We start from the raw sequence: 19,307 nt of genomic DNA, 5'->3' as shown, positions 1-19,307 counted from the left end.
CATGGGGACGAAAACAGTCATTAAGGATAGTGAGTTTATCCACGATTTTTCGGTCTCCTTGAGTGATGATTACCTCAAGGCGAAAAGCTATGTGCAGGATGTACCGACACAGTCGCTGCTACACATTCGCAGTTTTACCCATAAACTTACAGAGTTACTGGGGCAAGATAAGCAAATCGCGTTTTCCAGTCCGAATTTATACGATAGGATCGAACAGCTAAATCAGCGGCGCGTGATTGATGTGAAGACCACTCGTGCCCTGCATCGATTGCGTGCCGACGGTAACCGCGGTGCTCATCCTGAGAAATACCATCTCACCCAGGAACAATTACTCGCACTAGCGCAAAAATCCATTAAAGATGTTCTGACTTTAGTCGAGCACTTGTATCCTAAGGTTAAAGGTCGAGTTGCCCCTGCCTACTGTTATGAAGCGACTGACGCAATGACGGTGAGGGACTTGTGCTACCGCGCTGTGATGGAAGATGACCCGCAAGCGCAGTATTTGGTGGGGATATCGTTTAAGACCAAGGCTTTGATACTGAAAGAACAAGAACTGCTCAAAGAGCAAGAACTTGTGGCTGAAGCCGAAGCTATATCAAGCCAAGATTTATCCATAGTTTCACCTCTAAATGTCATTTCTCACATTAGCGCTGCTGACAGTTTTGCCCGGGCGGCCTATTGGTTTTCCCTTGCGGCACCTAAGCACATGGAAGCCTTACATGAGCATGGCGTAGCACTGATCCACGGTTATCAAGGCGCGCCAGAAGTGGCTAAAGGTGAACAGATCATTGCCACTGCAGCAGCAGCAGGTGTGGTCAATGCGATGGCGTTATTGGGATATTTTTATCTTGTAGGCAGTGAGTCGTTTCAACCCGACAGCAAGTTAGCACAGCAATATTTACAAGGTGCGGCAGATGGCGAGCAAACCGAAGCGATGGCGAATCTAGGTGTATTGCATTACCAGCAAAAGAACTTAACTCAAGCCTATCATTTTATAAGCAAAGCCGCGCAAGCAGGTTATCCCCATGCCCAGTATCATTTAGCATTAATGCTTGCCAATGGAGATGGCTGTACTCGAGATATGATTGCCAGTGAGCATTGGATGGCCGAAGCTGCCGAGCAAGGACAACTCGATGCTATGCTCACGCGGGCGCAGCATATGCTCAATGATGACAATGCCTTTGGCAGTGATTTGACTCAAGCTGAGGATTATTTGCGCCAAGTGATCAAATATAGCCACAGTGTGCCTGCGATGATTGAGCTGAGTATGGCACTGGCCGACGGTATCTTAGGGCGAATTGATGTCGTTGGATCTGCGGCTTTACTTAAGCTGGCACGGCAAAATGCCAATAAAAAAGAGGCGGATATTATCGAGCCTCTGTGGCGTTCACTGGTATTACAGATTGAAAATGTGCTTGAGGTAACCCAAGATCCCGCCGAAATTCATAGCCTTAAACGCGCGCAGACCTTACTCGCTTAAGCGCAGTTTTGCTTCGATTGAACTAGTGTTCATCCTCTTTATGCTCAAAAGTGCGCCCTTGATGGCGTGCCGCATTAGATTCCCTAACAATAGTGTCAGATCCATAAACCTGACTCTGCGGCTCCTCTGTCGCGTGGGCATGCTGCGTTGCGCTTGCCTGAGCCTGATTAAACTTAGCCAACTGACGTGCCATATAAAAACGGCTAAATAGGACTAAACAACCGAGCGCAATCGCGCCAAATAAGAGCACGAAGGGCAATAAAAATAGTGATAAAAAAATTAGGCTAATGCTAATTGCCATCGCTAACCAAGCCCGTGGGCCAGAAATTCGGGTCTGCAGTGGGCTCTGTTGGAACTGTTGAAAAATCATAAGAACTCCTCGATAGGCAGTGGACATTTAGTGTGCAATAGCGAGTACGTATAGGTCACGTTAATCTTGATTAATTTACTTTATTTTACTCCGGAGGCCATTTTGGTGTTGCGCATTACTTTGATATGTGATCGCATGCCTATCTATATGTTGTTGCTCGAATAACGGTTGGTTAATTATATGTGTTTGCTAAAATCTTTTTGATGTAAATCTGAGCAATTTCTTTGCTAACTGTACAGAATATGAGAAAATTCAGCTCAAATTTAACTGCAGTTTTAGCTCAGTTAGCCGCCTTATTATATTGGTTGTAAATGTTCGTTCGACCCGCTCAAACACCCTCTTGTTTCACTGCTTTGTTAATTAATTAGACGCCAACATGAACTCATATTCGCTCAAGCAAAAAATTCTGTTCTCTGTCGTGGCAGCCCTTTCACTCGTGATTGGTTTGTTGTCATGGCAAAGTTATTCCAGCCAAAAATCCCAGCTGTTACAAAACAGCCTAGAACAAGTGCAGCGCTTAGGTGAACAGCAGGCTGAGCGGATCCAAGAATGGTTGGCTGGCCGCCAAGATATTATGGGAGCCCTGGCGAACAAAGTTGAAGGTGACAGCCTCAATACACTTCAACAAGCACAGGCATCGGGCCGTTTTCAGCTGACCTATTTTGGCTCTCAAGCAGGGCAAATGTTGGATTCTGATCCGAGTATTGATCGTACGGGCTATGATCCTCGCAGCCGCCCTTGGTATCAACAAGCCATCAGTGAGCGCGGTCTTATTTTGACAAAACCTTACGTGGATGTTGCCTATAACATTCTGGTTGTGACTATGGCACAGCCTACCGCACAAGGTGTTGTGGGTGGTGACTTATCTATCGCAAGCCTAGTTGACGGTGTTAATCGGATGAAGTTACCGGCAAACGGTTATGCCATCATGATGCACAAAGATGGCACAGTGATCGCTTATAAAGATCAAGCTAAGACGATGAAACCTATAGGTGAAATCGACAACGAGCTTAATCGCAACTTACCGGAACAGAGCCGTGCAGCGGGCACTCTGTTGCCTATGTATTTTGAAAATGAAGGACGTGACAAATTAGTCTGGAGCGTTGATATCCCTAATACAGATTGGGAATTAGTGTTAGTGCTTGATAAGGAAACGCTAGAAGCGCCATTGTCTAACCTATTACTCACTCAACTGGGTCTCTCTGCACTCGTACTGTTGCTGAGTGTGTTAGCCATTTCTTGGTTAGTTGGCATGTTACTGGGTCCTCTGAGTCGAGTATCGCAAGCCCTTGCGCGTATTGCCGATGGTAATGGTGATTTAACTCAACGTATTTCTGTCGATACTCAAGATGAAGTGGGCGTGCTTGCCGACAGCTTTAACCGCTTTGTGGGCAGTCAACATCAGCTGATCAGCCATATTCGCCAATTAGCGAATGAGTTAGATGCCGATGCTGAACGTAGTCTTGCCACCACGCAAACTTCTGTTGCCGAGTTACAACGTCAGCAGCAAGAAGTCGCTATGGTCGCGACTGCGGTAACTGAAATGGCGAGTGCGACTAATGAGATCGCAGCCAATGCTGAGAGCACGGCAACAGCGGCTCAACAGTCAGCTGCGAGCAGTTTACAGGGCAAAGAGTTAGTGAATAAAACTCGTAACTCGATTAATTCTCTCGCCGATGAAGTGACTCAAGCAACGGATGTCATTGGCGATTTAAGTCGTCACGCTAAGTCTATCTCGAGTATTCTGGCGACAATTCAAGGGATTGCTGAGCAAACTAACCTGTTGGCGCTTAACGCAGCCATTGAAGCGGCTCGTGCTGGCGAGCAAGGCCGTGGTTTTGCGGTCGTTGCCGATGAAGTTCGAGTGCTTTCACGTCGTACACAGGATTCGACTCAGGAAGTACATACCACGATTGAAACGCTACAACGCACTACCGCTCGAGCAGTCAGCTTGATGGAAAGCAGCCAAGCATTAGCGGGTCATAGCGTAGAAGATGCCAATGCGGCGGCGAAAGCCCTTGAAGAGATTACGCAAGCGGTCAACGTGATTTCTGATATGGCAGGCCAAATTGCTACCGCAGCGGAAGAACAGACTCAAGTGACGGGTGAAATAACCCAGAATACGGTTGCGATTAAAGATGTGACCGATGAGATTACCGCGTCGGCCATGGCAGATTTGGCACAGGCGAGGGGGTTAAAAGCTCGCGCTAATGACCTGAATGCGCAAGTCGCGACATTTATTCTGTAATCGCTATTCTTAATAGCGTGCCTCGATATTAGCCCGATAAAGCCTTTGCTTTGTCGGGCTTTTTACTGATCGTTTTTGTCGTGTTAAAGCATTTCTGTGGGATTGAATAACTTAGCCACACTTTGACAAATGGTTTCTCTAATCCATTTATGCCCTTGATCTTCATCATTTCTTTGATGCCATAACAACACATAGGCCATTGGCATAAATTCGAAAGGCAGTGGCAGTTGTTTGAGCGGATAAAGTTGGCAGGCGTGACGGGCAAAGCTCGACGGCAGAGTGAAGATTAAATTGCTGTGGGCGCAAACGCTGGCTGCACCATAAAAGTCGGGTACAGTCGTGCTGATCCGGCGTCTATGCCCAAGATCGGCAAGAAAGTAATCCAGTGCCCACCAATCACTACCTTCACAACGAACCTGCACATGGGCCATATCGAGGTAAAGGGGTAAATTCCATTGTTCTGAGGTGAGCGCCGCCATCAGCGGGTGATCCTCTCGCACTAAGCAGACTTGTTGATCGGTAAATAATGTTTGATAGGCAATCCCTTCGGGCAGGCGATCCACTTGAAAATCCGACAGTGGATGCAAATCTCGCCCTGAAATGCCAAAGTCGATTTGCCCTTGCTGCAAATCCTGCATCGATTTTTCGGTCCAGACATAGGAGTCGAGTTTGACGTTGGGTGCCGTGGTCAGCATAGGGCCGATAAAATATGGGATTAGGGTTTCATAGGCGCTTTCCACCATGGCAAAAGAAAATTGTCGATTGCTACTGGCAGGATTAAAGGTCGGAGGCTGAGTGAGTTGATACAAGTCTTGCAATATATTCGGCAGTTTTTGCCCAAGAATGAGGGCGTGCGCGGTGGGTTTTAAGCCATGCGCCGTGCGCTGAAATAGGGGATCATCTAAGGTTTCTCGGAGTCGATTTAAGCTCTTACTGAGGGCTGACTGACTTATATGTAATCGGCTGGCGGCGCGAGTGACACTTTGCTCCTCTAGCAGCACTTTGAGTATGACCAGCAAGTTCAAATCGATTCTGGCTAAGTTGTCGATATTCACAGATATTCCTCAGAGGAAATTTACTTTGGAAATTATACCATTTCTGTTCATACCTTGAGTTAATTAAAATAGCGCCCACTGAAATACCTTTCCCTGATCAACTGAGATTATTTATGCGGCGCAATCTGTTACCTATCCTGATGTCTATGGTGCTGCTCAGCCCATTAGCCATCGATATTTATTTACCTTCAATGCCAACTATGGCGACAGAATTCGCCGTATCTGCCAGTGATGTGCAATCCACGCTCGTATTGTTTTTATTCGCCATGGGCTTAGGCCAAGTGTTGATTGGGCCATTAGCCGACCGTTATGGCCGCCGTCCTGTGGCCATTTTCGGGGTCTTACTCTACGGCGCAAGTAGTCTTCTCGCTGCCGCGGCCATCGAGTTTCATTGGTTACAGATTGCTCGTGTGCTGCAAGGTTTAGCCGCCTGTTCAACTTCTATTGTGGTGTTTAGTGCAGTGCGCGACTGCTACTCACAAAAAGAAGGCGCTAAAATTTACAGTTACTTAAATGGCGCGATTTGCGTGATCCCAGCTTTAGCACCAACCTTAGGTGGCTTGTTAGCGATGCAATTCGGCTGGCGTTCAACCTTCGTTTTCATGACGTTATATGCCATGTTGATGATGCTCGTTGTTGGTTATCGCTTACCTGAGACTCGTCCAGCCAACACTGTTACTACTGGCCCACTTTACCGTTGGGGCAGATTCAAACCTGTACTCGGTAACACCCACTTTTTGTTTTATGCCTTTGCTTGTATGTCGGCTATGGCGGCTATTTTGAGTTATGTGTCTTATGCGCCTGTGTGGTTGATTGGGCATTTAGGGGTTTCTGAGCTGGCGTTTAGTGGCTTATTCGGACTCAATGCTGTGTTCAATATCGTGGCCTGTTTTGCGGCACCGATCGTCATTCGCAAATTGGGTAATCGTCCAACGGTTATTTTGGCTCTGTCTTTACTCGTTCTGTCTTCAGTGGCGACAGTGGCGGGTCAACAGTTTGGTCCAAATACAGGGATGGCAGCAGCTTTTAACTTCATGTTACCTATGATGTTGTTATGTGTGGGATTTGCCTTCTTACTCGGCCCTGCGACGAGTATGGCACTGTCAGCTTTCGGTGAACGAGCGGGGACTGCCGCGGCTATGCTAGGTTTTATTCAGATGAGTGGTGCATCCGTTTTAGCTGGACTTATACAGCAAACGAATTTAACTGCACCTTACGCAGTGGCACTCGTCATGGGTGTGTTTTCTATCGGTTTATTGTTGATGATGGCGCTGAGTCGATTCGACCACTGGCACCAAGAGCAGTTAGTTGGCGAGCATTAGTTCGCGGCACTGATTAATTACAGAGTACACCCTTTACCCACAGTTTGTTTGACCGCGAACTGTGGGTATTTTTTATTGTGTCTAATACCCTTTTATCCTTTGGTATACTCGTAAAATAACTCACTAAATCGAGGGTAAAGCTTGTCCCGTCACTATTGTGCTATCTGTCGTTATCCGCAAAATGCTTGCTTATGTGCGAGCGTTCAGCCTATCTCTCCAATGACTCAGTTGGTGGTTTTACAGCACCCGAGTGAAGTCGAACATAAAAAGAATAGTGTGCGGGTATTGAGTCTTGCTGTACCTAAAACGCAAGTTTATGTGGGTGAAAGCGAGTCTGATTTCAACGGTTTACGGGAATATTTAGCGGCGTGTAATAAGCCTATTTATCTCGTCTACCCCTCTGCGTTAAGTGTAAGTGTTGAACAGCAACGTATTAATCCTGATTGTATATTGCTGTTGCTCGATGGCACTTGGCGTAAGGCATTCAAAATGCTGCAACTGAATCCTTGGTTAACCCAGTATCCTGCGGTGCATTTGGCTGAAGGTTATGAATCGCGCTATCGGATCCGTAAATCGAGTCGTAGCGATAGTTTATCGACCTTAGAAGCTTGCGCTTATATGTTAAGCGCCCTCGATCCTACCCTTGATGTTCAGCCGTTAATGATGGCATTTGATGCTATGGTGGAATTGCGGATTAAGGCGATGCCGAGTACAGTGCAGGTTCGTTATCAGAACTAAAATGAATCCAGTGGTAAGGTATAGTTGATGAGGTTAAGGCTATTGAGTCTTAGATTTTTTAAGTATGAATTAGTGCTTTTAAGTTATTGAGTTTTGAGACTCCGTACGAATTAAAATAGTCAAAATCTTATTCAGATCACGCTAACGTAATGTGAAATACGGTTTAATAACTAGGATTCATTTGCGCAGCAAATGATGAGATAGCTTTGCCAGCCAATTGCTTTGCAGGGGAGTGATTCCATTCATTACTATTAGTAAATGGCGTGCTGGCAGGGCTATCGAGCTTAAATCGTATGTTTTCTGCAAGAAAATCTTTCCCCTTAGTTCGCGCCCCATCAAAATATTTCGATAAAACCTTAGCGAAATCTTTCGTTTTCCGTTGTAAACGTTGAGAGCGATAATTTGGTACGCAAGTCGGATTATCGAGCCGATGCGAACATCGGCAGTCCTAAATCTGTTCTAGGCTAAGCGTTTTTCAGCAAGAAAGGCTTGGGTGAAGTTTTCAACTGAACTCGGGTAGCCAAATAGAAATCCTTGGGCGAAACCTTGGCCCATATCTGTCATTATGTCTTTTTGTTGTTGAGTTTCAATACCTTCTGCGACGAAGTGAATGTCGAGTGCTTGTGCGAGTTGCACTATAGCATTGCAGAGCTTTTGTCCTGAGACTTCGTTTAAGCGCAAGGCAAACTCGGCATCAATTTTGACGCTGTCTATTGGCAAAGTCCCTAAGCGACTGAGTGACGATAACCCAGTCCCAAAATCATCGATGGCAATACTGACACCTAACGCTTTGATACGATTGAGTGTGAGTCGTGCTTGCTCCGGTTGTCGTAACAATGCCGATTCGGTAATTTCTAAAATCAGTGCTTCAGCAGGTAACTTCGCAATTTCTAAGGCATTTATCACTTGGTCGATAAAATCTAAGTGTTCTAATTGCAGTGGTGACACATTGACTGAAATTCTAAAGTCGGGTTGATAATGTGCTCGCCAGAGGGCCGCTTGTACACAGGCCTGTTCTAATACCCATTGGCCAATGCTGACAATTAATCCTGTTTCCTCAAGCAATGGCACAAAGTCGGCAGCTTCATAATATTCTGTCGGTGACTTCTGCCAGCGGAGCAGGGCTTCGGCAGCAATAGTTTGATTTGTGTGTAAATCGACTATGGCTTGATAAGCGAGAGTGAATTGTTTTAGGCTATGCGCATGTCTTAGGTTATTGATTAACTGTAATTTTAACTCGGCTGCTAGGCTCATCTCCTTATCGTAAAACACGAGATGCGGTAAGCTCTTTTTAGCGCAATACATGGCAGTATCGGCAAGACTAATCAGCTGTCCCGCTTGGTTACTGTGGGTAGGAAATAGCGCGATGCCTATGCTGGTGCCGAGGAAGAACTTTTGGCCTTCAATTTCAAAGGGGCTCTCAAATAAGCTGAGAATCTGTTCTGCAAACAGTTGGATTTCATCTTTGCAGCTACAGTCTTGCAGCACTAAGGTAAACTCATCTCCGCCCATACGGGCTATGTCGGCCTTTTCGATACAACCTGCTTCGAGTCTGGCGGCGACGAGTTGTAATACTCTATCGCCCATGGAGTGACCGAAGCTGTCGTTGATATTCTTGAAACCATTGAGATCTAAAAACATCAACGCCCCCAGTGCGAGGGGATCAGTTTTAAGTTTTTCGAGGGCACTATTGAGGATCTGTTTGAGATGGAACCGATTAGGTAATCCAGTCAAGGTATCGTACATAGCCCGAGTTGTTAGCTGGGTTTCTAATAGTTTTTTAGTACTAATATCACTGAAAATATTCACATTATAATGAGCATTATCTTCAGTGACGATTTTACGACTGCTCTGCCAAGCAGGAAAGTTACTGCCATCTGAACGTCTTTTCCATGTTTCGCCCTGCCAAAATCCCCTTTGTTTCAAGGCGATTTGGCATTCGGTTTCTTCCCCCATATTATGGGTTCTTACTTCTAAAAATTCAGGGGTTTTACTGATGAGCTGCTCAGCGCTATAGCCGCAAATACGACACATGGCTTTATTGACAGCCAAAATTTGATTATCAGTGTCAGTGATATACACAGCTTCGGCACTTTCTTCGAGCGTGGTCGACAAAATTTCTTTGGGAATATGAGCAAAACCATCAGAAATCGTTTCGCGCATTTGATTGCGGCGATTAAGAGCTTGTAATTCAACGAGTACCACGGGCTGTTGTTGCAGATAACAGCGATAGAGATTAATTCGAGTCGGCAGTTCATTGCCTTGTTGGCTCATGTGCAGCCAGTTGAATTCAACATTATTGCCTGCAATGGCTTCGAGGATCATTTCCCGTGCAAATTCAACACTATTGCGGCCTGAAGATTGGATCCTCGGAGAAAAATCATAGGGAGTCGCATTCACAAAAGCATCGTATTCAGTCTCAAAATAACTGAGGGTGGCTTGGTTGGCACTAATAAAGCTAAAGCCTTGAATTAAGGCTAAGGGGGTTTTATGGGGATGTGCTTGCCAGAGAGACAGCTTTTCTTGCATTACAGGATCATCTGTACTGAGTTTCTTAAGTAAGTGTTGCCATCTGATCATTCAGGATACTCCCTTGTGACGCAAAATAGTCACATCCCATTTTTAGGTCTTCGTTGAACACGAAGTTGCCCAATAGTACATCATTCCAATGGGGTTAAAAATAAACCTAATTGTTGTTTCACTCAAATAGAAATTTAAAAAGTGTAGTTTAAGACTTGTATTCAAGCATATTTTTTAAGAACACCTGCTGCATATTTCAAGCTTAGGCAGATTTTATGCTATGTTTTGCACATCTTGCGTGAATTGGCTTTTATCATTGATTCATTCAATTATCGAATACAAGGAGACATGGAATGGCGTATTTATTTAAAGTGTTAATCTCTAAAATATTAATATCGCTAGTCCTCATCTTTAGTTTTCATCTCGCGTTAGCGAATGCCGCCGAGGCGCCAAAGCCTAGATTGACCCTAGAGCAAAAAGCCGATAAGGCTCGCATCGACTCACAGCGATTAGAACAGGCTCAATTAGAAAAGGCCCGTCAAGCCACTAAAGAGACGGCAGAGCGGGAAGATAAAATTAAGCAACAATCTCAAACCAACGATTGGGAAGCGCAGCAAAAACTTAAGGCACAAAAACAGTTCGACGAAAGAGAAAGTCGCGAGCAAAAATATTTACGGGAAGCAAAAGAAGCCGCCGCAAAAGAGCGTAAAATCCCTAAACCTTAATCAGGCCATCGACACAGTCGATTTCAGCTAGTCAGTGCTAGCATTATTTGTGGGCATTACGACTATTCTCATTACTATGCACCTTACTATCCCTAGGAATTGTTGTTGAATATCTGCCCCTTATGTCATGGCGTTGAATTACTCGCTTATCATCAAGATAGGAAGCGTAGCTACCAGCAATGCCAAACCTGCCAACTGGTGAGCGTGCCTTCTGAGTTTTATCTTTCGGCCGAGGCAGAAAAAGCCGAGTACGATAAGCACGAGAACCATGCCGATGATCTCGGCTATCAAACATTTTTAAATCGCACACTTGAGCCACTACTTAGCCGTGTTAGCACTTCGGCCCAAGGGCTCGATTTTGGCTGCGGAGAAGGTAAGGCATTGAGTCTAATGGCAAAGGCGCGCGGTTATCAGATAGATAATTACGACCTTTATTACGCCAATAACCCAGAAACCTTAGTCCGCCAATACGACTTTATTACCTTAACCGAAGTCATAGAGCATGTGAGTGATGCTAACGCTCTGCTTGAGCAGCTAAATAAGCTATTAAAACCTAACGGCATTTTGGCTGTGATGACCAAGCGGGTACAAAATCAAACCGCATTTGCCAGTTGGCACTATAAAAATGACCCTACCCATATCAATTTTTACGCCGAAGCGACCTTTGAATGGCTCGCCCAGCACTATGGCTGGCGATTAGAAATTATCGATAAGGACGTAGTCTTCTTGCATAAAGAGATGCATAAAGGAATTCATCAGTCGAGTTAATGCTGTTGTCGCTTAAATGTACTTATCATCAATTTGTGACGCTATAGATGCCTGATTTTCTATGGGTTTTGTTGTAATGCCAGTGGCTATTACTAATACCTCAAGCTCTGACTCAAGATTAGGGTTAGCCGTTAGCCCGATAATCACTAGGGCATCGTGGGGGGCGTTGTTTGTTTAGCACGCCTATCTGATTGTATTAACTGAGTTCTATGGTGTTCCTCGCGACTACACGCACAATTGCCGCTAGTGCTTGGTCTATATCATCGAGTAGTGGATGTTGCACCAAACGTTTACTCGTATTCTGCGTGTGGTTTGCAAGACGCTCGACTAATTCGTTCACCGATATTTTGCGGGGCGAGCGAGGGTTCAAACTGAGTAAGGGTCACTTGACGCTGAAAATTAGGCTGTATATCTAGTTAATAAGGTATGGCTGGAATAGCGGCTTATAAGTAATAGAAGGCTGTGACAGAATCTGTCGTAGCAATATGAAAATAGAATTTATGTGGTTAATTCGATTAACTAAGTTCGCCAAGTGTATATGTTCGCGGTATAAAGCAAATGGATTAATACTGCGGCCAAGTGTCAAGATGAAGGAATAAATACAATGGATGTTAAGACGTATCTACAAGCATTGAGTGCTATTTACGCCAACATGAATCAAACATTAGAACTGGATCGTGGCTTATCAAATTCGGCCTTAGATGAAGCCGAAAAACAATTAGGTTTTAAATTTGTTTCTCCGTTAAGGGAGCTTTGGGGATATGCCAATGGCGGCAATGAGTGGAGCACAGTATTTGCCCGGAAAGATTACTTTTGCCGGTATGATTTTTTGTCTTTAGCCTCATCTCTTGCATATCGTGACCGAATGAAAAAACGGGCCCAGCACTACGCTAATTACCAAGAGCCAGAAGTGCGGGATCCCAAAATCCAATCGGGATGGTATCAAGAAGGTTGGTTGCCCTTTGCCCAATTTGGGGGCGGTACATTACTCTTGATTACAGATCATTCGCCCTCGGCATTAGGCCAAATGGGACAAGTGATCGCATACACCCATGACCCCGATATGATGGACTTTATTAGCCCAGATCTAAGCCAATTTTTTGCACAATCCTTGGCGCAAATCGCGCTATATCCAGATGAATTAATTGAGGATTAAGGATAACGAAAATAAACGTCCACTACTCGATAAGCCTAGTAAACCTATGATTACATTTTGAACTTCAGGGCAACATGAAGTGAGGTATGATGTGAAAAGCTACCCTAAAAAAGACAGAGACCAAGCACTAAACGCATTGCAGAGATTGGCAGAAAATGACAAGCAGTTAACTGAGCCTCAAGTCGCCAAACTCGCTATCCTACAACAGTGTGTAAAAGAGAGTCGTCATCTCTCCGCTAACGAATGGATCAATCGCATCTGCTACATAGAAAATGATTTAACCCAATTAGCCATAATCCAACGGGTGGCCTTTAATAACTTCGATGAGTTTATGAACTGCCTGACATTAGCGGGGCGCTTTGGTTGTTTGACGCGATTAGTGCGGGATGGGGATTATTCGGGTACAGATAGCCTACATATTTGGCCCTTGTTGGCGGCACTAGCCATCCATGATTTACCTACTATTACAGCCTATAAACAGCGATTTGTGCCGCCTTTTTTAACTGGGCATAGGGTGACACTCTTGGCCTGCAATGCCGTATATGCCATTTTAGGTGCCACAGCCGTGTCAGATAAGTTACGCCATCAACTTACAAACCTAAAAGACTCGAAATACAGCATGGCGATGCTGCGCAGCCTAGCCGCCATCATCAATCAGGATATGACCTCGTTTATCGATAACATAGCCATTATAGTCAAGTCTAATCGCCTGCAGCAGGAGTTCTCGCTACTGGAAAAATGTTACTGTGTTAACGCTCATGGTTTAGTCAATCTGTGGAGGTTCCATATGGCCAATGCGCCACTACCACCACTTGATTTTCCCCTACCATGGCAGCATGAATTACACGGATTTTTTACTACGGGTCATGAGTCCATTGGGATATCTTTCGATCCTTTAGCTGAGCGAGAGTTAAATGATCTGCCAATTGACCCAAATACGCTGGCGCTAATCCATTCATTAACAGCACATTCTCACAGAGATGGTCACGAATAACCCCAAAAAATTAACCAGTTAAAGTGAGATTGTGATTTAGTTTCTATTTAAGGAGGATTGTTTTTGCTCATGTCTGGATACACACGCACTAAAAATGAGTTGGACTTGAAATCATGCACGAGAGATATCGAAAAATAATTAATGAACGCCAGTTAGTCTCAGTGATGAATAAAACTAAGTGGCGCGAGCTTTGTTATGATTTTGAAGAGCTTCATTTTCTATCTATTAGCGTAAGGTACAAACTGATTTCATCAGAGGATATTTTAGGATTTAGTGCCGTTTGGTGGAACGAGATCTATGAAGAAAGTTCAGGTATCGAGTGGCTAGACTTTAATCCAATAGTTTCCGAGTATCGTGGTCGTTTAGTTGCACCTAAGGAGACCGATAGGAGCAGTGAAATTCTTACCATTCTAAATAGACACGGAATTAAATACGCTATGGAAGGCTCTTGTTTTCGGGTATGGGGCTATATAAGCCAAGATACAACCCCAGTATTTACATAAAAAACCATTTTAGAGTGGCGCCTAGCGTTTAGTATTGTGGGTCAAATTTCGCCGGCGAGTATACTCTTTGTTGCTAGGACTGAGTGCCTGTAAGGCACGCTATTCAAGTCGCAGCATATCAGTTGCCCTTAGGTGCCTGAGCGCGGTCGAACATGCCATAGTCACGAACAACTTCGGCAACCCGCAGGCGATAGTCGGCAAATAATTGTACGCGTCCTTGAGTTTGTGCCTCGCGGTGATATATCTGTTGTCGCCAAGCCTGAACCGCAGCCTCATTCTCCCAGAATGACAACGATAATAGGCGTTCGGGATTGACCATGCTCTGAAACCGTTCGATTGAAATAAATCCTTCAATGTTACTCAGGCTTGATTTCAGGTCGGCGGCTATCTCTAAATACCTTTCTTGGCAGCCGGGATTCGGCACGACTTCAAAAATAACTACCATCATAGTTTTGTCTCAGCAGCTCTTTGATAGGTCTTGGCTATCGGCTTTAGGAAACTGCGTTTTTCACTCAAAATGAACTCTCCTTGCTTGGCCAACTGAAAATTTGCCTTGCCTGCGGCTTCTGTCTTCAGTTTGTCTCTATAGCGTTCATAGTGGGCCAGACTATCGAAGCTAATGAGACCAAATGCAGTATCGTTGGTGCCTTCGTGTGGCAGAAAGTAGCCAAGGAGTTCGCCGCCGTAGGCTGGAATTATATCGCCCCAGTTTTCAGCATATTGGGCAAATTGTTCCAATTTGAAGGGGTTTATTTTGTATTCGATAAAACAGGTGATTTTCATAGTGTTTGGCGCCATTGACTTGTGTGGTAAAGGTTTTAGTTGCATTGTAATTACCTGAAAACTTAATGCTTCGATGGTTATCGAACTGTCCTCGAATGAGATTACAAGCATGGAACCTAACATCGCTTTTATTGCCAACTTGATTGGCGACGCCGCCCGCTCACGTATGTTGATTGCTCTTATGGGCGGAGAGGCATTGACGGCGACAGAACTGGCTCTTGAAGCTGACATCACGCCACAGACTGCCAGCAGCCATTTAACTAAGTTGGTTGAAGGTGAACTATTGCTCGTGCGTAAGCAGGGGAGGCATAAGTATTTTCAGCTGCAGAGCCGCCAAGTGGCCGAACTGTTGGAAAGTCTGCTCAACATGAGCGCTGCCATTGCGAACCCTAAGGTCATTCATGGACCTGCGGACCCTAGATTGAGACTGGCTCGTGTTTGTTATGACCATCTCGCGGGTGAATTGGGTGTTGCGCTTTACGACAGCTTAAGTCGGCAGAATTTGATCGCCCATGAAGGTGGCGAAACAAAAATTACCGCAGCAGGGATGACCTTTTTTGCCAAACGTGGCGTAGAACACTCGTTGCTGGGTGCACCAGATGATGTATTCGATGTGCCGAAAAGTCGTCAATCTCGCCGTCCTTTGTGTAAGTCATGCCTCGATTGGAGCGAGCGTCGCAGCCATCTAGCTGGTGTTCTAGGTCAATGGGTTCTTAAGGATATTTTGACTAAAGGCTGGGCAGAGAAAGCCCTCGATACCCGTGCCCTACAATTTTCAAGCCGAGGGTTAAAATCCTTTCGTGCTGACTATGGCATTGCGACAAAATAGACAATTTAATGTTGTCTATTTGAGGCTGAAAATCATATTGTTAATTATGGCTAGCCATTTTTACTTGTTATTCCAGAATTCAGATAGAAAGGAATAGAAGGCATTTGGATGGGGTGTTAATTTGAACTAAGTTAGGCGGCGTTGGATGATAAAAACATCTTTAATTTTATTCTTTCTTCATGTCTTCTCATTTTCTGTATTGGCAAATGAGGCGTTAAAATTTGAGGTCAATGGAAATAACTTTTATATAACAATATATAATAATTCTGAAAAAAATTTGAGCTTAATTATATTCTATGTTTTGACCCATTGGGTGGTATCAGTTTTAATATAAAGGATGAAAATGGAGTCATCTATGGCATGTTTGATTCTGGTTGTGCGTTAAACGAAAAAATATCAGTGCCTCGTTATGGAATTATTGGTCAGATAGTAGATAAAGACCTAGTTAAAATGATCTATGATCCCGTTCCTAAAAAATTACATGTAACAGCAATGTTTTGTGAGAATTATTTTACTAGGGAAAAATGCTTAACAAGCAATACACAAATTGTAGATTTTTCAGTAAAATAACTATTCTCATATTAATTCTTGAGTACAAAATGAGGCTACTCATAGTTAAGTGAATATGACACTTAATTTTTGCACCTATTTCGTAATTAACATAAATGTAGTCATAGAGCCTATAGAGACATGTTTACTGAGTGGCATTGTCACTCATGACGATATAGCTTTGCCATTTCGGTATAGAGGAAGGTATTAACAAGATGCAATCAGTCGATTTATCCCGTCCGCTGCCTTTTCACCTAGAAAGGCTCAAGGGCCATGCTTGGCTTTATCAGGAACGTTTGGAAAGTCTGGATAGGGTGATGAATATGATCCGTACCGATTCCAGAGACATTGACTTGCTGAGTATCAGTAATCGTCATCTCGCTCTGGCATCAAAGGCACTGCATAGCGCCGCAGCTCCGGCACGTGCCTTCGAGCATCTGCAGCAAATGCATTATCTGGGTATTAAGGGTTATAAACGTAAGCTGATGGCCGATGGCGATACCCTCAGTGTCAAGATCCCCGCAGACACCTTAGTGCTGAAATCACTGCCTGCAGATAACCGATTTTTATCCTATGCAGACTGGAGTATCTATTTTTGGAGTGCGGTGTTGCATGATCAGTACCAAGATATGACCTATTTGGTCAGCATCAAGGAGGCCGATAACTTTAATTGGGAGTTGGATCCGCCTTCCCATATGATGAGTGATATTTTGGCCGGTTTCTTCCGTGTGAAAGGCGCGATGTGGCAGCGTTGATCCAAGATTTTGTCAGCGCCACTGAGTTTGGTAAGATATCGACGGCATCTTACGATCACGTCGCGAATGTTACGCTGCCAACCATTGACGTCATGTTGAAAATCTTCGGCGGTGCTGATGAAGTCCAATATCGGCAGGCCATGTACCTAGCGCTGCAATCCCACGATAAGTTTTATAGCCTGCCACGTATGGCGGGACATTCAGTTGGCGATATTTCCTTGCCGCTTAGCGCGTTAGCAAAGTTAGCCTACCGCAAGTTTGGTTATACCTTAGGGTTCTACAGCGATTATGTCCCAGAAGTTATCTATCAAATTGAGGATCAACCTATGAGCTTCGAACAGTTAGAGCCGATAAGCTAAGTACTATTAGATTTGTCCCTTGCACAAGGCCATTAAAATCGGACTCATAATGGCTGTCACAGTTTTTTCTAAATGAGAAAACGGCAAACTTTATCGCAGTTGAGCCCTGTCTTAATGCTTCTTAGCCTCCAAGCGTGTCCGTGATTATTCTTACCTAGGCTAATTCACCACGCCACCTAAAATCCGCCTTTATGCCCTGTGAGCGGCTGTTGTGGGGCGGTTTCCCCTCTAAAATTAATCAAAGCTCTTAAGAACTAATTCAACTACCGTGATTAAGTGTGCACGCATGGCCAGAAAATGCGGACGTTCAGACATTCTGAGTGCTGCCATGGAGGTGACCGTCCGCCCCATGGTCGCTTATTCACATCCATGCGAGCGGTCCTATACAGCAGATGCCACGTTCGAGCACCCATGACTGGACTGGCTGCGTGTCATTGTAATGGCTGTGCTTAACTTAATTTCATAATAAATCAATTGGTTAAGCATGGGTTTCACTTGAAAAAATTTTTTATACTCTCAAGATCGAACAGACTGATTTACCTAAAAGCTGGATACCCGCCCACAAGTATTGCAGGAATGACGGTTAAAGACAGCCTGTAATTAAGCACTGTCTCTTTTACCTTCATAGTTAAATCTATTAACAATTCTTCAATGTCCGTGTAGTTTAGGTAGCTTATAAAAACAACAATAGGTTATCGCTATGACTTTATCTTCTGTATCACTTGCTGTATCAGTTATCTCAAGATCAGCAATCCTAAAGGCATTTGAATTTAAATCCTCTGCAAATAAGTCCCATTTTTCCAAGACCTTACTCGCTTCAGCCTTAGCCTTGAGTTTTATGGGCACGGGTTTTAATTCGGTGCAAGCGGCGACCAGTGCTATGCCTGATGCGGCTAAGTTGGCGGCGGGTGTGGAGCAAAAGGTGATCGACTGGCGCCGCGATTTACATCAACACCCTGAGTTGTCTAATCGTGAGTTTCGCACCAGCAAGATTATTGAAAAGCATTTGAAATCATTAGGGTTAGAAGTACAAACGGGTGTGGCGCATACGGGCGTGGTGGCCATTTTGAAAGGCGGAAAGCTGCAAGGTGGCAAGTCTGGTCCGTTGATTGCGATTCGGGCGGATATGGATGCTTTACCTGTGACTGAGGTGGTTGACTTGCCCTTTGCCTCTAAAGCGACCGACACTTACCGCGATCAAAAGGTGGGGGTGATGCATGCCTGTGGGCACGATACCCATGTGGCCATGTTGATGGGCGTGGCTGAAAACCTCGTGAAAGTGAAAGACAGCCTAGCGGGGGATGTGATGTTTATCTTCCAACCTGCCGAAGAAGGCGCGCCAGACGGGGAAGAAGGCGGCGCAGAATTGATGCTAAAGGAAGGGCTGTTTGCTCAGCGCAAACCTGACCAAGTGTTTGGTATGCATGTTACCTCTAGCATGCCGAGTGGCATGATTGGTGTGCGCAGTGGTCCGGCGATGGCGAGTGAAGACTCTTTTACTATCAAAGTGAAAGGCAGCCAAACCCACGGTTCGCGTCCTTGGAATGGGGTCGATCCTATTGTCGCTGCGGCGCAAATTATCACTAACGTGCAAACGATCGTCAGCCGTCAGGTGGATATCACTAAAGCCCCTGCCGTGGTGAGTTTTGGTGCGGTTAATGGTGGCATTCGCTCTAACATTATTCCCGATGAAGTCGAGCTGATTGGCACTATTCGCACCTTCGACCAACCTATGCGCGCCGATATTAAACTGCGTCTAGCGCAAATGGCCGAGCTGTCGGCGAAAACCTTAGGGGCGACTGCCACTACTGAGATCCATCAAGGTTATCCTGTGGTGGTCAACAATCCCGAATTAGTCGCCAGTATGCGGCCTGTGCTTGCGAGTGTGGTGGGCGATAAGATGCTGATTGAACCTGGGTTAATCACAGGTGCCGAAGACTTTGCTTACTATGCCTTAGAAACGCCGGGGATGTTTTTCTTCCTCGGGGTGACGCCAAAGGGAACGGACCCTGAAACGGCGGCCAGCAATCATTCACCGGCATTTTATGTGGATGAAAGCGCGCTAAAAGTGGGCGTTGAGGCCATGACCAAAGTGGCGTTAACGGCACTCAAAGCCCAATAAGTGGCTAACGTATTATTCCGTAAGCGCTGCG

20 protein-coding genes are annotated in these 19,307 nt (G+C 45.0%); 14 read left to right on the top strand and 6 right to left on the bottom strand.

From position 1 onward, the window contains the following. Window position 1 precedes the first annotated feature (1 nt). On the top strand, window positions 2-1,480 hold the full coding sequence (locus L5M29_RS15175) for a DUF4145 domain-containing protein (RefSeq protein WP_263168533.1): 1,479 nt from the start codon (window positions 2-4) through the stop codon (window positions 1,478-1,480). A 22-nt stretch (window positions 1,481-1,502) separates the two neighbouring features. Here L5M29_RS15175 and L5M29_RS15170 read toward each other — a convergent pair whose 3' ends face one another. Continuing rightward, window positions 1,503-1,850 carry a hypothetical protein gene (locus tag L5M29_RS15170; protein ID WP_263168532.1) on the bottom strand — a complete coding sequence of 116 codons (348 nt, stop codon included), beginning with the start codon at window positions 1,848-1,850 and terminating at the stop codon, window positions 1,503-1,505. Between the two features lie 376 nt (window positions 1,851-2,226). Between L5M29_RS15170 and L5M29_RS15165 the strand changes: the two genes are divergently transcribed. Then, entirely contained in the window at window positions 2,227-4,098 is a 1,872-nt protein-coding gene (locus L5M29_RS15165) for a methyl-accepting chemotaxis protein (RefSeq protein WP_263168530.1), read from the top strand. An 83-nt stretch (window positions 4,099-4,181) separates the two neighbouring features. Here L5M29_RS15165 and L5M29_RS15160 read toward each other — a convergent pair whose 3' ends face one another. Next, a complete protein-coding gene (locus tag L5M29_RS15160; protein WP_113940290.1) occupies window positions 4,182-5,153 on the bottom strand; it encodes a LysR family transcriptional regulator in 972 nt (323 codons plus the stop codon). Window positions 5,154-5,266: 113 nt separating this feature from the next. Between L5M29_RS15160 and L5M29_RS15155 the strand changes: the two genes are divergently transcribed. Both L5M29_RS15155 and L5M29_RS15150 read left to right on the top strand, forming a co-directional pair. Next, on the top strand, window positions 5,267-6,475 hold the full coding sequence (locus L5M29_RS15155; RefSeq protein WP_113940291.1) for a multidrug effflux MFS transporter: 1,209 nt from the start codon (window positions 5,267-5,269) through the stop codon (window positions 6,473-6,475). A 141-nt stretch (window positions 6,476-6,616) separates the two neighbouring features. Next, window positions 6,617-7,213, top strand: a complete 597-nt coding sequence (locus L5M29_RS15150) for a tRNA-uridine aminocarboxypropyltransferase (protein ID WP_263168527.1) — start codon at window positions 6,617-6,619, stop codon at window positions 7,211-7,213. A 459-nt stretch (window positions 7,214-7,672) separates the two neighbouring features. Here the strand turns inward: L5M29_RS15150 and L5M29_RS15145 are convergent, their stop codons facing one another. Further along, window positions 7,673-9,793, bottom strand: a complete 2,121-nt coding sequence (locus tag L5M29_RS15145; RefSeq protein WP_263168524.1) for a putative bifunctional diguanylate cyclase/phosphodiesterase — start codon at window positions 9,791-9,793, stop codon at window positions 7,673-7,675. 293 nt (window positions 9,794-10,086) lie between these two features. Here L5M29_RS15145 and L5M29_RS15140 point away from each other — a divergent pair, with 293 nt between their 5' ends. Together L5M29_RS15140 and L5M29_RS15135 are read left to right on the top strand one after the other, a co-directional pair. After that, entirely contained in the window at window positions 10,087-10,458 is a 372-nt protein-coding gene (locus tag L5M29_RS15140) for a hypothetical protein (protein ID WP_263168522.1), read from the top strand. Between the two features lie 105 nt (window positions 10,459-10,563). Then, on the top strand, window positions 10,564-11,226 hold the full coding sequence (locus L5M29_RS15135) for a class I SAM-dependent methyltransferase (protein WP_263168519.1): 663 nt from the start codon (window positions 10,564-10,566) through the stop codon (window positions 11,224-11,226). Between the two features lie 196 nt (window positions 11,227-11,422). Here the strand turns inward: L5M29_RS15135 and L5M29_RS15130 are convergent, their stop codons facing one another. Then, entirely contained in the window at window positions 11,423-11,566 is a 144-nt protein-coding gene (locus tag L5M29_RS15130; protein ID WP_217363206.1) for a hypothetical protein, read from the bottom strand. Window positions 11,567-11,830: 264 nt separating this feature from the next. Here L5M29_RS15130 and L5M29_RS15125 point away from each other — a divergent pair, with 264 nt between their 5' ends. From L5M29_RS15125 to L5M29_RS15115, 3 genes are all read left to right on the top strand, one after another. Further along, window positions 11,831-12,382 (top strand): SMI1/KNR4 family protein, encoded by a 552-nt coding sequence (locus L5M29_RS15125; RefSeq protein ID WP_263168516.1) that lies wholly within the window; start codon window positions 11,831-11,833, stop codon window positions 12,380-12,382. A gap of 91 nt (window positions 12,383-12,473) precedes the next feature. Continuing rightward, window positions 12,474-13,376 carry a hypothetical protein gene (locus L5M29_RS15120; RefSeq protein ID WP_263168514.1) on the top strand — a complete coding sequence of 301 codons (903 nt, stop codon included), beginning with the start codon at window positions 12,474-12,476 and terminating at the stop codon, window positions 13,374-13,376. Window positions 13,377-13,489: 113 nt separating this feature from the next. Beyond that, window positions 13,490-13,879 carry a DUF6678 family protein gene (locus tag L5M29_RS15115; RefSeq protein WP_263168512.1) on the top strand — a complete coding sequence of 130 codons (390 nt, stop codon included), beginning with the start codon at window positions 13,490-13,492 and terminating at the stop codon, window positions 13,877-13,879. Between the two features lie 118 nt (window positions 13,880-13,997). Here the strand turns inward: L5M29_RS15115 and L5M29_RS15110 are convergent, their stop codons facing one another. Both L5M29_RS15110 and L5M29_RS15105 read right to left on the bottom strand, forming a co-directional pair. Continuing rightward, the gene (locus L5M29_RS15110; protein WP_263168509.1) at window positions 13,998-14,327 is read right to left on the bottom strand and encodes an antibiotic biosynthesis monooxygenase family protein; all 330 of its coding nucleotides are present in this window, start codon (window positions 14,325-14,327) and stop codon (window positions 13,998-14,000) included. Further along, complete coding sequence (locus L5M29_RS15105) at window positions 14,324-14,707, bottom strand: NIPSNAP family protein (RefSeq protein WP_310795145.1); 384 nt, start codon at window positions 14,705-14,707, stop codon at window positions 14,324-14,326. Before L5M29_RS15105 ends, L5M29_RS15110 begins: the two co-directional genes overlap by 4 nt. 64 nt (window positions 14,708-14,771) lie before the next feature. Here L5M29_RS15105 and L5M29_RS15100 point away from each other — a divergent pair, with 64 nt between their 5' ends. The 5 genes from L5M29_RS15100 to L5M29_RS15080 all read left to right on the top strand — a co-directional run bounded on the left by L5M29_RS15100 (window position 14,772) and on the right by L5M29_RS15080 (window position 19,276). Continuing rightward, window positions 14,772-15,491, top strand: coding sequence for an ArsR/SmtB family transcription factor (locus L5M29_RS15100; RefSeq protein WP_263168508.1), 720 nt, complete (start codon window positions 14,772-14,774; stop codon window positions 15,489-15,491). Window positions 15,492-15,851: 360 nt separating this feature from the next. Further along, window positions 15,852-16,061, top strand: a complete 210-nt coding sequence (locus tag L5M29_RS15095) for a hypothetical protein (RefSeq protein ID WP_063882396.1) — start codon at window positions 15,852-15,854, stop codon at window positions 16,059-16,061. Between the two features lie 194 nt (window positions 16,062-16,255). Continuing rightward, entirely contained in the window at window positions 16,256-16,795 is a 540-nt protein-coding gene (locus tag L5M29_RS15090) for a hypothetical protein (RefSeq protein ID WP_263168502.1), read from the top strand. Continuing rightward, on the top strand, window positions 16,783-17,154 hold the full coding sequence (locus L5M29_RS15085) for an immunity 49 family protein (RefSeq protein WP_263168500.1): 372 nt from the start codon (window positions 16,783-16,785) through the stop codon (window positions 17,152-17,154). The genes L5M29_RS15090 and L5M29_RS15085 overlap by 13 nt, the downstream gene beginning before the upstream one ends. Window positions 17,155-17,854: 700 nt before the next feature. Continuing rightward, on the top strand, window positions 17,855-19,276 hold the full coding sequence (locus L5M29_RS15080; protein WP_263168498.1) for an amidohydrolase: 1,422 nt from the start codon (window positions 17,855-17,857) through the stop codon (window positions 19,274-19,276). Window positions 19,277-19,307 lie beyond the last annotated feature (31 nt).

Source organism: Shewanella sp. SM95 (genome assembly GCF_025653595.1).
GTDB lineage: Bacteria > Pseudomonadota > Gammaproteobacteria > Enterobacterales > Shewanellaceae > Shewanella > Shewanella oncorhynchi.
Note: the sequence above shows the minus strand (reverse complement) of the source record. Positions and strands in the feature narration are given on the sequence as shown.